Annotated in this window: 14 protein-coding genes; 9 read left to right on the top strand and 5 right to left on the bottom strand. The window is 71.8% G+C overall.

All coding sequences use genetic code 11. From position 1 onward, the window contains the following. Positions 1-7: 7 nt before the first annotated feature. Entirely contained in the window at positions 8-793 is a 786-nt protein-coding gene (locus AV521_RS36650) for an SDR family oxidoreductase (RefSeq protein ID WP_076094848.1), read from the bottom strand. Between the two features lie 79 nt (positions 794-872). On the opposite strand from AV521_RS36650, the gene AV521_RS36645 reads away from it, so the two are divergent. The 6 genes from AV521_RS36645 to AV521_RS36620 all read left to right on the top strand — a co-directional run bounded on the left by AV521_RS36645 (position 873) and on the right by AV521_RS36620 (position 6,168). Then, a complete protein-coding gene (locus tag AV521_RS36645) occupies positions 873-1,628 on the top strand; it encodes an enoyl-CoA hydratase family protein (RefSeq protein ID WP_076094846.1) in 756 nt (251 codons plus the stop codon). Beyond that, positions 1,625-2,488, top strand: coding sequence for a CoA transferase subunit A (locus AV521_RS36640; RefSeq protein ID WP_256725828.1), 864 nt, complete (start codon positions 1,625-1,627; stop codon positions 2,486-2,488). Before AV521_RS36645 ends, AV521_RS36640 begins: the two co-directional genes overlap by 4 nt. Next, positions 2,488-3,249, top strand: coding sequence for a CoA-transferase subunit beta (locus tag AV521_RS36635; protein ID WP_076094961.1), 762 nt, complete (start codon positions 2,488-2,490; stop codon positions 3,247-3,249). Before AV521_RS36640 ends, AV521_RS36635 begins: the two co-directional genes overlap by 1 nt. An 11-nt stretch (positions 3,250-3,260) precedes the next feature. Continuing rightward, positions 3,261-4,310, top strand: coding sequence for a nitronate monooxygenase family protein (locus AV521_RS36630; protein ID WP_076094960.1), 1,050 nt, complete (start codon positions 3,261-3,263; stop codon positions 4,308-4,310). 25 nt (positions 4,311-4,335) lie between these two features. Next, a complete protein-coding gene (locus tag AV521_RS36625) occupies positions 4,336-5,274 on the top strand; it encodes a tyrosine-protein phosphatase (protein ID WP_079249584.1) in 939 nt (312 codons plus the stop codon). 102 nt (positions 5,275-5,376) lie between these two features. Further along, positions 5,377-6,168 carry an LLM class flavin-dependent oxidoreductase gene (locus AV521_RS36620; protein WP_305965210.1) on the top strand — a complete coding sequence of 264 codons (792 nt, stop codon included), beginning with the start codon at positions 5,377-5,379 and terminating at the stop codon, positions 6,166-6,168. Positions 6,169-6,298: 130 nt separating this feature from the next. Here the strand turns inward: AV521_RS36620 and AV521_RS36615 are convergent, their stop codons facing one another. The 4 genes from AV521_RS36615 to AV521_RS36600 are packed head-to-tail and all read right to left on the bottom strand — an operon-like array spanning position 6,299 to position 10,075. Further along, positions 6,299-7,456: an acetyl-CoA C-acetyltransferase gene (locus tag AV521_RS36615; protein ID WP_076094840.1), complete on the bottom strand. Its 1,158-nt coding sequence runs from the start codon at positions 7,454-7,456 to the stop codon at positions 6,299-6,301. Positions 7,457-7,487: 31 nt separating this feature from the next. Further along, complete coding sequence (locus tag AV521_RS36610; RefSeq protein ID WP_023544296.1) at positions 7,488-8,102, bottom strand: TetR/AcrR family transcriptional regulator; 615 nt, start codon at positions 8,100-8,102, stop codon at positions 7,488-7,490. Between the two features lie 15 nt (positions 8,103-8,117). Then, complete coding sequence (locus AV521_RS36605; protein WP_076094838.1) at positions 8,118-8,912, bottom strand: SDR family oxidoreductase; 795 nt, start codon at positions 8,910-8,912, stop codon at positions 8,118-8,120. After that, the gene (locus AV521_RS36600; RefSeq protein WP_076094836.1) at positions 8,909-10,075 is read right to left on the bottom strand and encodes an acyl-CoA dehydrogenase family protein; all 1,167 of its coding nucleotides are present in this window, start codon (positions 10,073-10,075) and stop codon (positions 8,909-8,911) included. Before AV521_RS36600 ends, AV521_RS36605 begins: the two co-directional genes overlap by 4 nt. A gap of 46 nt (positions 10,076-10,121) precedes the next feature. Here AV521_RS36600 and AV521_RS36595 point away from each other — a divergent pair, with 46 nt between their 5' ends. Genes AV521_RS36595 through AV521_RS36585 form a run of 3 tightly spaced genes read left to right on the top strand, consistent with a single transcriptional unit; the run spans position 10,122 to position 13,158 of the window. Continuing rightward, entirely contained in the window at positions 10,122-11,000 is an 879-nt protein-coding gene (locus AV521_RS36595) for an enoyl-CoA hydratase (RefSeq protein WP_076094834.1), read from the top strand. Continuing rightward, on the top strand, positions 11,000-12,169 hold the full coding sequence (locus AV521_RS36590) for an acyl-CoA dehydrogenase family protein (protein WP_076094833.1): 1,170 nt from the start codon (positions 11,000-11,002) through the stop codon (positions 12,167-12,169). Before AV521_RS36595 ends, AV521_RS36590 begins: the two co-directional genes overlap by 1 nt. After that, entirely contained in the window at positions 12,169-13,158 is a 990-nt protein-coding gene (locus tag AV521_RS36585) for an acyl-CoA dehydrogenase family protein (protein WP_076094831.1), read from the top strand. The genes AV521_RS36590 and AV521_RS36585 overlap by 1 nt, the downstream gene beginning before the upstream one ends. Positions 13,159-13,188: the final 30 nt, after the last annotated feature.

Raw genomic sequence — 13,188 nt, 5'->3', positions numbered from 1 at the left:
CTGCCTTTCAGGACGGGCTGTGGTTGGCGGTGGCGGCGTCGAGGAAGGCGGGGCGCTCCCCGCCGCCGTGGACAAGCAGGCCCGCGCCGCTGATGTACGCGGCGCGGTCGGAAGCCAGGAAGACGCAGGCGTCGCCGACGTCCGAGGGCTCTGCGAGCCTGCCGAGCGGCACGGTGCGGCCGACGGCGTCGATGCCCGCCTCGTCGCCGTAGTGCAACTGGGACAGCTCGGTGCGGACCATGCCGAGGACCACCGTGTTGACCCGTATCGCCGGCGCCCATTCCACGGCCATGGAGCGGGCGAGGTTCTCCAGGCCCGCCTTGGCCGCTCCGTACGCGGCGGTTCCCGGTGACGGGCGGGTTCCGCTGACACTGCCGATCATGGTGATGGAACCGCCCGACTCCTGAGTCCGCATCAGCTCGTACGCGGCGAGGGAGGCGTTCAGGGGAGCGAGGAGGTTCAGTTCGACCACCCGGACGTGCCGTTCGGCTCCGCCCTCGCCGAGCGGGCGGAAGGGGGTCCCCCCGGCATTGTTGACGAGGGTGTCCAACCGCCCGTGCGTATCCCGCACCCGCTCGAAGAAGGCGTGGACCGCCTCTGCGTCACGCAGGTCGACGGGATGGAACTCGGCGGTCCGCCCCGCCGCCTCGACCGTCTCGTCCGGGGGGCGGCGCGCGCAGGTCACGACCTCCGCGCCCGCGTCCAGCAGGGCCCGGGTGATCCCCGCGCCGACCCCCCGTGTTCCGCCGGTGACGACTGCCACGCGTCCGGACAGATCAATGATCGCCGCCAATGGGCACCTCCCGCAGCGGGCGAACCGCTGCTACCTTGCGACCTAACAAATGTTTGGTGGAAAGGTAGCTGATCTGCTCATGGGTGTCTCCACCTCCACCCCGGAAGAGGGCCTCGCCGTCGTCACCGTGGACTTCCCGCCGGTCAACGCCCTGCCTGTGCAGGGCTGGTACGACCTGGCCACCGCCGTACGCGCCGCCGGGGCCGACCCGAGGGTGCGCTGTGTCGTGCTCACCGCCGCGGGCCGCGGCTTCAACGCCGGCGTCGACATCAAGGAGATGCAGCGCACCGAGGGTCATGAGGCACTCATCGGCGCGAACCGCGGCTGCTTCGAGGCGTTCTCCGCGGTCTACGACTGCGAGGTCCCGGTGGTCGCGGCGGTGCAGGGATTCTGTCTGGGCGGCGGGATAGGCCTGGTGGGCAACGCGGACGCGATCGTGGCGAGCGAGGACGCGACCTTCGGGCTGCCCGAGCTGGACCGCGGCGCGCTGGGAGCGGCCACCCACCTCGCCCGGCTGGTCCCCCAGCACCTGATGCGCGCGCTGTACTACACCTCACGCACCGTCACCGCCGAGGAGCTGCACCGGCACGGCTCGGTCTGGCAGGTGGTCCCGCGTACACAACTCCTGGAAGCAGCCCTGGGGTTGGCACGGGAGATCGCCGCGAAGGACGGACATCTCATCCGCCTCGCCAAGGCCGCGATCAACGGCATCGACCCGGTCGACGTCCGCCGCAGCTACCGCTACGAGCAGGGCTTCACCTTCGAAGCCAACCTCAGCGGCATCGCCGACAAACACCGCGATGCGTTCGTATCCGCCAAGGAGGACCGGAGTTGAGGGACAAGACGATGACCCCCGAGGAGGTCGTCGGCCGTCTTCGCAGCGGCATGACGCTCGGAATCGGCGGCTGGGGTTCGCGGCGCAAGCCGATGGCACTGGTACGGGCGCTTCTCCGCTCGGACGTCACCGATCTGACCGTGGTGTCGTACGGGGGCCCGGACGTCGGGCTGCTGACGGCCGCCGGGAAGGTCCGCAAGCTGGTCGCGGCGTTCGCGACCCTCGACTCGATCCCGCTGGAACCGCACTACACCGCTGCCCGGCAGCGCGGCGCGTTCGAGCTGGTGGAGCTGGACGAGGCCATGTTCATGTGGGGGCTGACGGCCGCCGCGCACCGGCTGCCGTTCATGCCGATCCGGGCCGGCCTGGCCTCGGACGTGATGCGGGTCAACCCGCAGCTGCGGACGGTGAGATCCCCCTACGACGACGGCGAGGAGCTGGCCGCCGTCCCCGCCCTGCGCCTGGACGCCGCACTCGTCCATCTCAACCGGGCCGATGCCCAGGGCAACGGCCAGTACCTCGGCCCCGACCCATACTTCGACGACCTGTTCTGCGAAGCCGCCGACGCCGCATACGTCTCCTGCGAGCGGATCGTGGACACCGCCGACCTGCTCAAGGCGGCCGGGCCGCAGACCCTGCTGGTCAAGCGCGCGTTCGTGGACGGCGTCGTCGAGACGCCGAACGGCGCACACTTCACCTCCTGTGCCCCGGACTACGACCGCGACGAGGCGTTCCAGCGCGCCTACGCGCAGGCCGCCCGCGACCCGGAGGCCTGGCGGGCCTTCGCCGACCGGTTCCTGTCCGGCGACGAGGACGTCTACCGGGCCGCGGTGGCGGCCTTCCACAAGGAGGAAGCGTGATCACGACGAAGGCGACGCGGGCCGAGTACTGCGTCCTGGCGTGCGCCGAGGCCTGGCGGGGCGCGGGCGAGGTGCTGGCCAGCCCGATGGGCACGGTCCCGGCGATCGGGGCCCGGCTGGCGAAGCTCACCTTCTCCCCCGAGCTGCTGCTGACCGACGGCGAGGCGCTGCTCGTCGGCGACGTCCCGGCGGTCGGTGCCAAGGCGGAGGTGGTGGAGGGCTGGCTGCCGTACCGCCAGCACCTGGCGCTGGTCGCCACCGGGCGGCGCCACGTGATGATGGGTGCGAGCCAGCTCGACCGGCACGGCAATCAGAACATCTCCTGCATCGGCGACTGGGACCGGCCCGTCCGCCAGCTGCTGGGTGTGCGCGGCGCACCGGTCAACACCCTGAACAACCCGACCAGTTACTGGGTGCCGCGGCATTCACGCCGGGTGTTCGTGGAGCGCGTCGACATGGTCTGCGGCGTCGGCTACGACCGCGCCGCCGCGGCCGCGCCCTCCGCGACCCGCTACCACCGCATCGCGAACGTCATCACCGACCTGGGTGCCTTCGACTTCGAGACCCCGGACCGGACGATGCGGCTGCGCTCGCTTCACCCCGGGGTCACCGTCGAGCAGGTCGTCGCAGCCACCGGCTTCCCGCTCACGATCCCCGGCGAGGTGCCCTGCACCCGCGAGCCCACCGACGGGGAACTGCGCCTGATCCGTGAGGTCATCGACCCCAAGGGCACGCGCGAGCGCGAGGTGCCCCCGGCATGACGGACATCAGGATCGAGACCCCCCTGACCAGGCTCGTCGGAGTCCGGCACCCCGTCGTGCAGACCGGCATGGGGTGGGTGGCCGGACCCCGCCTGGTCTCGGCCGTCGCGGGCGCCGGAGCACTCGGCATCCTCGCCTCCGCCACCATGACCATCGCACAGCTCCGCTCCGCCGTCCGCGAGGTGAAGGGCCGCACGGACGCACCCTTCGGAGTCAACCTGCGGGCGGACGCCGGGGACGCGGCCGAGCGTGTACGGATCATCATCGACGAGGGGGTGAAGGTCGCCTCGTTCGCACTCGCGCCCTCCCGGGAGCTGATCGCACGGCTCAAGGACGCCGGAGTCGTCGTCATCCCCTCCATCGGCGCCCGGCGGCACGCCGAGAAGGTCGCCGCGTGGGGCGCCGACGCGGTGGTGGTGCAGGGCGCCGAGGGCGGCGGCCACACCGGCAACGTCGCCACCACCGTCCTCCTCCCCCAGATCGTGGACGCCGTGGACATCCCCGTCATCGCGGCCGGCGGCTTCCACGACGGCCGCGGCCTCGTCGCCGCACTGGCCTACGGCGCCGCCGGGATCGCCATGGGCACCCGGTTCCTGCTCACCTCCGACAGCACCGTCCCCGGCGCGGTCAAGGCCAGGTACCTGGCCGCGTCGGTCCAGGACGTCACCGTCACCACCAAGGTCGACGGCCTGCCGCACCGGATGCTGCGCACCGACCTGGTCGACGCCCTTGAGCGCTCGGCACGAACCGCCGCCCTGCTCCGGGCGATCCGCCACGCGGCGGGGTTCAAGAAGCACACCGGCATGAGCTGGGCCCGGATGGCGCGCGACGGCCTGGCCATGAAGCACGGCAAGGAACTGACCTGGAGTCAGGTGCTGCTGGCCGCCAACACACCCATGCTGCTCAAGGCATCCATGGTCGAGGGCCGCACCGACCTCGGAGTGATGGCCTCCGGCCAGGTCGCGGGGCTGATCGACGACCTGCCGTCCTGCACCGACCTCGTCGACCGCATCATGACCGAGGCCCGGGCCACCCTGCGCGCCCTGCCGCCGGGCGGCTGAATCCCCCACTCCTGGAGTTGATCCCATGCGTGCTGCCGGCATCCGCCGTGCGACCGGAGCCGTGATCTCCACTGTGGTCGTCTGCTGTCTGCCCGCTCCGGCCGCGGCCGATTCCTCTCCGGCACCGCCCGCGGCCGCCGTCACCACCACGCCCCGTGAGCACGGCGTGGACACCGTCCGCCACATCGCGCTCGACGGGGCGGTCAACGTCCGCGACCTCGGTGGCTACCACACGGTGACGGGCCGCGAGGTGCGCTACGGCCGGGTCTTCCGCGCCGACGCCCTCGGAAAGCTGACCGACACGGACATCGCGAAACTGTCCACACTGCGCCTGCACACCGTCGTGGACTTCCGCACCCCGGACGAGGTCCGGCGCGACGGCGCCGACCGCCTTCCGGACGGCCTCAAGGTGACCTCCCGGCCCGTGGACGACCTCGGGTTGTCCGCCAGGATCCTGGCGGTCATCGGCTCCAAGGACCCGGTCAGGCAGCGGGAGATGCTGGGCGACGGGAAGGCGGAGCAGCTGATGCGCTCCGTCTACCGCACCTTCGTCACCGACGTGGACGACCGCCGTCAGTTCGCCGGGACCCTGCGGGACATCGCGGACCACAAGCGGTCTCCGCTGCTGTACCACTGCACCGCCGGCAAGGACCGCACCGGCTGGATGAGCTATCTCCTGCTGCGTGCCGTCGGCGTCCCTTCCGGGACCGCCGAAAAGGACTACCTGCTCTCCAACGACTTCCGTGCGGAGGCCGACCGCAGGACCCGCGAGGGGCTGGAGAAGGCCGGCCTGATGGAGGACCCGGACCTGCTCATCCCGCTCCAGGAAGTCCGCGAGGACTACCTCGCGGCGGCCCTCGACCAGGCCGGGCACGACTACGGCAGCCTCCACGGCTATCTGACGCAAGGCCTCGGCCTGGACACGCCGACCCTGGCGAAGCTCCGCGCCGGACTGCTGAAGTGAGGGATCACCCCGCATGCTGAGACTGGGCATGATGGCGCCGTTCGGCGACGGCCTGATCACCTCGGGCGGCTTCCTGCGCGACCTTGCGGGCACGCTGGAGGAGTGCGGCGTCGAGTCGCTGTGGACGGTCGAGCACGTGGTCATCGCCGACGGCTACGAACCGCTGTATCCCTACCCCCGGGACGGGCGGATCCCGGGCAGTTCCAGGTCCGTTCCCCTGCCCGACCCGCGGGAGACCATCACGTTCCTCGCCGGCGCGTCCGGCCCCCTGCGCTTCGGCACAGCCCGGTGGTCCTGGCCAAGCGCGCCGCGACGATCGACCGGCACTCCGGCGGCTGGCTGCCGCTGGGGCTCGGCATCGGCTGGCAGAAGGAGGAGTACGCCGCCGTCGGCGTGCCCTACCGGGACCGGGGGCGCCGGCTGGGGGAGTGCGTGGGCGCGATGCGCGCGCTGTGGGCCGGCGGCCCCGCCTCGTACCAGGGGCGGCACATCTCCTTCGACGGTCTGCGCTCCCTGCCGGGACCTGAGAGCGAGGTGGTGCCCGTCGTCCTCGGTGGGGACAGCGATCCGGCCGTCCGCCGGGCGGGCCGCATCGGCGACGGCTGGTTCCCGTACACGATCGGCCCGGAGGACTTCTCCCGCCAGGCCGGCCTGCTGCGCGAGGCGGGGCGGACCGAGGACGCCGTGGAGATCACGGTGTGGACCGGCTCCTTCGACCGCGCCCGCGAGTCCGACCCGTCCTGGGTGCGCGGCTTCACCGAGGCGGGCGCGACCCGCCTTGTCATCGCCCCCCGTATCCGGGGCGCGAACGGCCTGTCGGGCCCGCGAGGGCTCGCCGCACTGCGCGACCAGGCCGACCGCTACCGTGCCACGGTCCTGGAGAAGCTGTCATGAGCGGGGTCCAGGTCATCGACACCGTCGTCCTCGCGGGCGACCAGGTCGCGCGGTGACCGCTGACGCGACGTGTACGTTCCGAAAACGTTCCTGATGCGCCATCAGGAAGCAGGTGTGCGGCGGTCGTACGTCAGAGGCGCTCGATGATGGTGACATTGGCTTGGCCGCCGCCCTCGCACATGGTCTGCAGGCCGTAGCGGCCGCCGGTGCGCTCCAGTTCGTGCAGCAGCGTGGTCATGAGCTTGGTTCCGGTGGCGCCCAGGGGGTGTCCGAGGGCGATGGCGCCGCCGTTGACGTTGACCTTCTCCGGGTCGGCGCCGGTCTCCTTCAGCCACGCCAGCACCACGGAGGCGAAGGCCTCGTTGATCTCGACCAGGTCGATGTCGTCGAGCGTCATCCCGGCCTTCTTCAGCGCGTATGCCGTGGCCGGTATCGGCGCGGACAGCATCCGGATCGGGTCTTCGCCTCGTGCGGACAGGTGGTGGATGCGGGCGCGCGGGGTGAGCCCGTGCTCGCGTACGGCCCGCTCGGAGGCGAGCAGCATCGCCGAGGCGCCGTCGGAGACCTGGGAGGAGACGGCGGCGGTGAGCCGGCCGCCGTCGATCAGCGGCTTCAGGGCCGCCATCTTCTCCAGGCCGGTGTCACGGCGGGGGCCTTCGTCGGTGGTGACGTCGCCCCAGGGCACCGTCTCGCGGTGGAAGCGGCCCTCGTCGATGGCGCGGATCGCCCGCTGGTGCGAGCGAAGGGCGAACTCCTCCATGTCGCGGCGGGATATGTGCCACTTCTCGGCGATGAGTTCGGCGCCGTGGAACTGGTTGACCGGCTGGTCGCCGTAGCGGGCGCGCCAGCCCGCGGAGCCTGCGTACGGGCCCTCGGTCAGCCCCAGCGGCTCGGCGGCCTGGCGGCTGGCGAAGGCGATGGGAATCTGCGACATGTTCTGCACACCTCCCGCAACCACCAGATCCTGGGTGCCGGAGAGGACACCTTGGGCGGCGAAGTGCAGGGCCTGCTGGGAGGAGCCGCACTGGCGGTCGACGGTCACGCCGGGGACCTCCTCGGGCAGTCCCGCGGCGAGCCAGCAGGTGCGGGCGATGTCGCCGGCCTGCGGCCCGACGGTGTCCAGGCAGCCGAGGACGACGTCCTCGACGGCGGCCGGGTCGGCACCCGAGCGCTCCATCAGCGCCTTCAGCACATGGGCGCCGAGGTCGGCCGGGTGGACGGCGGCGAGCCCGCCGTTCCGCCTGCCGACCGGGGTGCGTACGGCTTCGACGATGTATGCCTCGGGCATGCCTGCTGCTCCTTCTGTGAGGTTTCCAGTGTCATTCGCGGACGGCGATGCCCTCCAGCACCATCGACAGGTACTGGCGAGCGATCTCCTCGGGGCTGTGCTGTCCGCCCGGCCGGTACCACGACGCGGCGACCCAGACGGTGTCGCGCAGGAAGCGGTAGGTGAGCCGGATGTCCAGGTCGGCGCGGAAGACCTGGGCGGCCACCCCGCGCTCCAGCGTGCCCAGCCACGCCTTCTCGAACCTGGCTTGCGAATCCGTGAGGTAGCGGAATCGTGGCTGGTCCAGCAGGTGCTTGGACTCCTTCTGGTAGATGGCGACGGCGGCACGGTGCCGGTCGATCTCCCGGAAGGATTCCGTCACGAGCGCCTCGAGCGTCTCCCGGGGGCCGAGCCCGGAAGCGAGCACGGCGTCGTACCGGGCCCACAGCTCGTCCAGGAAGGTGGAGAGGATTTCGTCGAGCATCGACTCCTTGGAGTCGAAGTGGTAGTAGAGGCTGCCTGCAAGCATCCCGGCGGCGTCGGCGATCTTGCGGACGGTGGTCGCGTTGTATCCCTGCGCGGCGAACACCTCGGCGGCGGTCGCCAGCAGTTCTTCGCGCCGCTCGGGCGACGGGCTCACGGTGGTCTTCTCGCTGTTCTTCGGCACCCGGCCATTCTCGCCTCATGGGTGCTGGCTGCTGACCGACAGGACCTCCCCGGTCAGGTACGAGGAGTAGCCGCTGGCGAGGAAGACGATGACATTGGCCACCTCCCACGGCTCGGCGTAACGCCCGAACGCCTCACGGGCGGTCAACTCCGCCAGCAGCTCGGGGGTGGTGACCTTGGCCAGGTGCGGGTGCATGGCCAGGCTCGGCGAGACGGCATTGACGCGTACGCCGTACTCGGCGGCCTCCAGCGCGGCGCAGCGGGTCAGGGCCATGACCCCGGCCTTGGCGGCGGCGTAGTGCGCCTGGCCCTTCTGCGCGCGCCAGCCGACCACGGAGGCGTTGTTGACGATCACGCCCCCGCCACCTGCCGTCCTCATCCGGCGCAGGGCGGCGCGAGTGCAGCGGAAGGTGCCGTTCAAGGTGACGTCGAGGACCTTCCCCCACTGATCGTCGCTCATCTCGACCAGCTCGGCGGTGCCGCCGAGGCCGGCGTTGTTGACCACGATGTCGAGCCGGCCGTGGCGTTCCTCGGCGAGGTCGAACAGCGCGCCGACCTGTGCCTCGTCGGTCACGTCGCAGGGCAGCGCGGCCACCCGGTCCGTGCCGAACTCGGCGGCCAGCTCGGCCTCGGACTCCTTGAGCCTGCGGGCGTGGGCGTCGGAGACGACGACCCTGGCGCCCTCCTCCAGCAGCCGCCGGGCCGATGCCCCGCCGATGCCCGCGCCCGCGGCGGCGGTGATGACGGCGGTGCGCCCGGCGAGCAGACCGTGGCCGGGGACGTACGGCGGCCGCGTGTTCGCAACAGTCATGGGCGGGCCTCCTTGGGCAGGCCGAGGACGCGCTCGGCGATGATGTTCCGCTGGATCTCGTTCGACCCGGCGTAGAGGGTGTCGGAGCGGGAGAAGAGGAACAGCCGCTGCCAGTCGGTCAGGTCGTACGGCTCGCCGGCCGCGAGCATGCCGTCGGCACCGCAGACGTCCATGGCGAGTTCGCCCAGCTCCCGGTGCCAGGTGGCCCAGAAGATCTTCCCGATGGAGGCTTCGGGGCCGGGGGCCCCGGCCGCGACGCCCTCCAGCATGCGCAGGGCGTTGAACCGGATCGTCTCCAGGCCCGTCCAGGCCCGGGCGATACGGTCGCGGATCAGCGGGTCCGCGGCCGCGCCGTTGCGCTTCGCCAGCTCGATGACCGCTTCCAGCTCGTGGCGGAAGCCGACCTGCTGGCCCAGGGTGGACACCCCGCGTTCGAAGCCGAGGGTGGCCATGGCGACCTTCCACCCCTCCCCCGGTGCCCCGACGATGTTCGACGCCTCCGTGCGGGCCCCGTCGAAGAACACCTCGTTGAACTCGGACGTGCCGGTCAGCTGGGTGATCGGCCGGATCTCGACACCGGGCTGGTCCAGCGGCACCAGCAGGTAGGACAGCCCCTGATGCCGGGTGGAGCCGGGTTCGGTGCGGGCGAGGACGAAACACCAGTCGGACTCGTGCGCGAGCGAGGTCCAGATCTTCTGCCCCGTCACCGCCCACTGCGCCCCGTGCCGCTCGCCCCGGGTCCGTACGTTCGCCAGGTCCGACCCGGCGTCCGGCTCGCTGTAGCCCTGGCACCACAGCTCCTCGACCGCCACGATCCGCGGGAGGAACCGCTCGCGCTGCCCGGGTGTGCCGAAAGCGATCAGGGTGGGTCCGAGGAGCTGCTCGCCGATGTGGTTCACGCGGGCGGGGGCGTCCGCGAGCGCGTACTCCTCGTGCAGGGCGACCTGTTGCTCCAGGGTCGCACCCCGGCCGCCGTACTCCTTCGGCCACCCGACGCAGGTCCACCCCGCGGTCGCCAAGTGCCGCTCCCAGGCGAGGCGTTCGGCGAAGGCCTCGTGTTCCCGTCCCGGCCCGCCGCGCCCGCGCAGGTCCGCGAACTCACCGGTGAGGTTGGCCCGCAGCCAGGCGCGGATCTCCGCGCGGAACTCCTCGACGCTGCTCATGGCGGTACGTTAACCTACCAAACACTTGTTAGGGAAGGAGGGGTCGATGTCCGCTGCCCACGACGAGGCCCGGGCGACGCCCGACGGCCCGGTGCTCTACGAGAAGCGGGGCCCGGTCGCCACCGTCACCATGAACCGGCCCGACTACCACAACGCCCAGAACTCCGCGATGACCTACGCCCTGGACCGCGCCTTCTACCGCGCGGCCGACGACGACGAGGTCAAGGTCATGGTCCTCGCCGGTACGGGAAAGCACTTCTCGGCCGGGCACGACATCGGCAGCCCCGAGCGTGACGCCCACCTGCCGTTCGACCGCAAGGCCGGACTGTGGTGGGACCACTCGGACAAGGCGGGCGCCGAAGGCCGCTTCGCCCGCGAGTCCGAGGTCTATCTGGGCATGTGCCGCCGCTGGCGCGAGCTGCCCAAGCCCGTGATCGCCTCGGTGCAGGGCGCGTGCGTCGCGGGCGGGCTGATGCTCGCCTGGGTCTGCGACCTGATCGTCGCCTCCGACGACGCGTTCTTCGCCGACCCCGTGGTGCGGATGGGCATCCCCGGTGTCGAGTTCTTCGCCCACCCGTGGGTCATGCCGCCACGGATCGCCAAGGAGTTCCTCTACACCGGCGACCGGATGAGCGCCCGGCGGGCGTACGAGATCGGCATGGTCAACCGGGTGGTACCACGCGAGGAACTTGCCGGCCGGACAAGGGAGTTGGCGGAACGGATCGCCGGGATGCCGCGCATGGGCCTGGCGCTGACCAAGCGCGCGGTCAACCAGGCCGAGGATCTGCAGGGGCTGCACGCCGGGCTGGACCCCGTGTTCGGACTGCATCACCTCGCCCACGCCCACAACGCCGAGACCGCCGAGGACTCCCTCGGCGGCATGGACATCCACGCCATGAAGGCGGCCGGAACGAAGGAGACCTGATGGACCTGGACTTCTCCGCCGCGGAGGACGCTTTCCGGGCCGAGGCCCGCGCCTGGCTCGCCGCCAGCGTCCCGGACGCCCCGCTGCCCTCCCTGGAGACAGCGGAGGGCTTCGCGGCCCATCGGGAGTGGGAGCGCACGCTGTTCGCCGACCGCTGGTCGGTGGTCTCCTGGCCCGAGGAGTACGGCGGCCGTGCGGCCACCACCTTCGAGTGGCTGATCTTCGAGGAGGAGTACTACGCCGCCGGCGCGCCAGGACGCGTCAACCAGAACGGCATCAACCTCCTCGCCCCCACCCTCTTCGAGCACGGCACTGCCGAGCAGCGTGCCCGGATCCTGCCGCCCATGGCGAGCGGCGAGGTGATCTGGGCCCAGGCCTGGTCCGAACCGGAAGCCGGCTCGGACCTCGCCTCCCTGCGCTCCACCGCCGTACGGACCGACGGCGGCTGGCGCTTGAGCGGCCAGAAGACCTGGTCGTCGCGGGCCGCGTTCGCCGACCGGGCCTTCGGCCTCTTCCGCAACGACCCCGACACCCCGAAGCCCCACCAGGGACTGACGTATCTGATGTTCCCGCTGGACGCCGACGGAGTGACCGTACGGCCCATCGGGCGGCTGGACGGCAAGCCCGCCTTCGCCGAGCTGTTCCTCGACGAGGTCTTCGTGCCCGAGGAGGACGTCATCGGCGAGCCCGGACAGGGCTGGCGCGTGGCGATGAGCACAGCGGGCAACGAGCGCGGGCTCACTCTCCGCAGCCCCGGCCGGTTCACCGCCGCCGCCGACCGCCTCACCGCCCTGTGGCACGACCGGGCCGCCCCCTCCGACACCGCGCTGCGCGACCGGGTGGCCGACGCGGTGATCGGCGCCCGCGCCTACCAGCTGTTCACCTACGCGGGCGCCTCCCGACTGACCGCAGGGAGACCGATCGGCGCGGAGTCCAGCCTGAACAAGGTGTTCTGGTCGGAACTGGACATCGCGCTCCACGAGACCGCCCTCGACCTGCTCGGCCCGTACGCAGAACTCGCCGACGGCTCCCAGGAGGCCCCGGCCCACGGCAGCTGGGCCGAGGGCCACACCTTCTCCCTCGCCGGTCCCATCTACGCCGGGACCAACGAGATCCAGCGCGACATCATCGCCGAGCGGCTGCTCGGCCTGCCGAAGGGACGCCGGTGATGCGGTTCCTACTCGACGACGAGCAGCGGGAGTTCGGCCGCACCCTGGACGGCCTGCTGGAGGCGGCCGGCACCTCGGTGGTCGTACGGGCCTGGGCGGACGGGGACACCGCACCCGGCCGCACCCTGTGGGCCCGCCTGGCCGAGGCCGGCGTCTTCGCCCTCGCCGTGCCGGAGCAGCACGACGGGCTCGGCCCGCTTCCCGTCGAACTCGCCGTCGCCTTCGGCGAGCTGGGCCGCCACGCGGTGCCCGGGCCGCTGGTGGAGACGGTGGCCGCAGCCGCACTCCTCGATCGCCTGGACGACGGTGACGTGACGCGGACGTGGCTGCCGCAGATCGCCTCCGGCAAGGCAGTCGTCTCACTGTGTGTCCCGGGAACGGGCAGCCCCTACGCCCTGGACGCGGACGCGTCCGACGCGGTGTTCGTCATCGACGGCGACACGCTGCGGGTGGCCGACGGGCACGGGCCGGTCCAGCCGTCCCTCGACCCGGCTCGGCGACTCGCCCGGCCACACGGCGGAACCGTCCTGGGCCGGGGGCCCGAAGTGATCGCGGCGGCCGCGCACGCCGCCGATGTCGCGGCCCTGGCCACGGCCGCCCAGGCCCTCGGGCTGGGCCGAGCCCTCCTCACGCGCACCGTCGGCTACGTCCGGCAACGCACCCAGTTCGGGGTCGCCATCGGATCCTTCCAGGCGGTCAAGCACCGGCTCGCCGACACGCTCATCGCCCTGGAGTTCGCCGAGCCGCTTCTGCACGCCGCGGCCCTCGCGCTGGCCACGTCGGATCCGGACGCCGGCCGGGAGATCGCAGCGGCGAAAGTCTCCGCCGGCGAGGCGGCGTACGCGGCGGCCCGTACAGCCCTGCAGCTTCACGGAGCCGTCGGATATACCGAGGAGCTCGACCTCTCCCTCTGGATCCGCAAAGCGCGCCCTCTCCGGGACGCATGGGGCACTCCCTCTGCCTGCCGCGCCCGCATCCTCGCCCCCTGAGCAGGACCGGTCACAGCACCGGACCCCGCT

The sequence above is a fragment of the Streptomyces sp. IMTB 2501 genome, from assembly GCF_001953885.1.
Lineage (GTDB): Bacteria > Actinomycetota > Actinomycetes > Streptomycetales > Streptomycetaceae > Streptomyces.
This window is presented reverse-complemented; position numbering and strand designations above follow the sequence as displayed.

What these genes read in the sequence shown, in the direction of transcription:
- AV521_RS36625 (WP_079249584.1), top strand. Translation starts at nt 4,336, where the DNA reads ATGCGTGCTGCCGGCATCCGCCGTGCGACCGGAGCCGTGATCTCCACT.
- AV521_RS36645 (WP_076094846.1), top strand. Translation starts at nt 873, where the DNA reads ATGGGTGTCTCCACCTCCACCCCGGAAGAGGGCCTCGCCGTCGTCACC.
- AV521_RS36615 (WP_076094840.1), bottom strand. Translation starts at nt 7,456, where the DNA reads ATGCCCGAGGCATACATCGTCGAAGCCGTACGCACCCCGGTCGGCAGG.
- AV521_RS36590 (WP_076094833.1), top strand. Translation starts at nt 11,000, where the DNA reads ATGGACCTGGACTTCTCCGCCGCGGAGGACGCTTTCCGGGCCGAGGCC.
- AV521_RS36605 (WP_076094838.1), bottom strand. Translation starts at nt 8,912, where the DNA reads ATGACTGTTGCGAACACGCGGCCGCCGTACGTCCCCGGCCACGGTCTG.
- AV521_RS36585 (WP_076094831.1), top strand. Translation starts at nt 12,169, where the DNA reads ATGCGGTTCCTACTCGACGACGAGCAGCGGGAGTTCGGCCGCACCCTG.
- AV521_RS36595 (WP_076094834.1), top strand. Translation starts at nt 10,122, where the DNA reads ATGTCCGCTGCCCACGACGAGGCCCGGGCGACGCCCGACGGCCCGGTG.
- AV521_RS36600 (WP_076094836.1), bottom strand. Translation starts at nt 10,075, where the DNA reads ATGAGCAGCGTCGAGGAGTTCCGCGCGGAGATCCGCGCCTGGCTGCGG.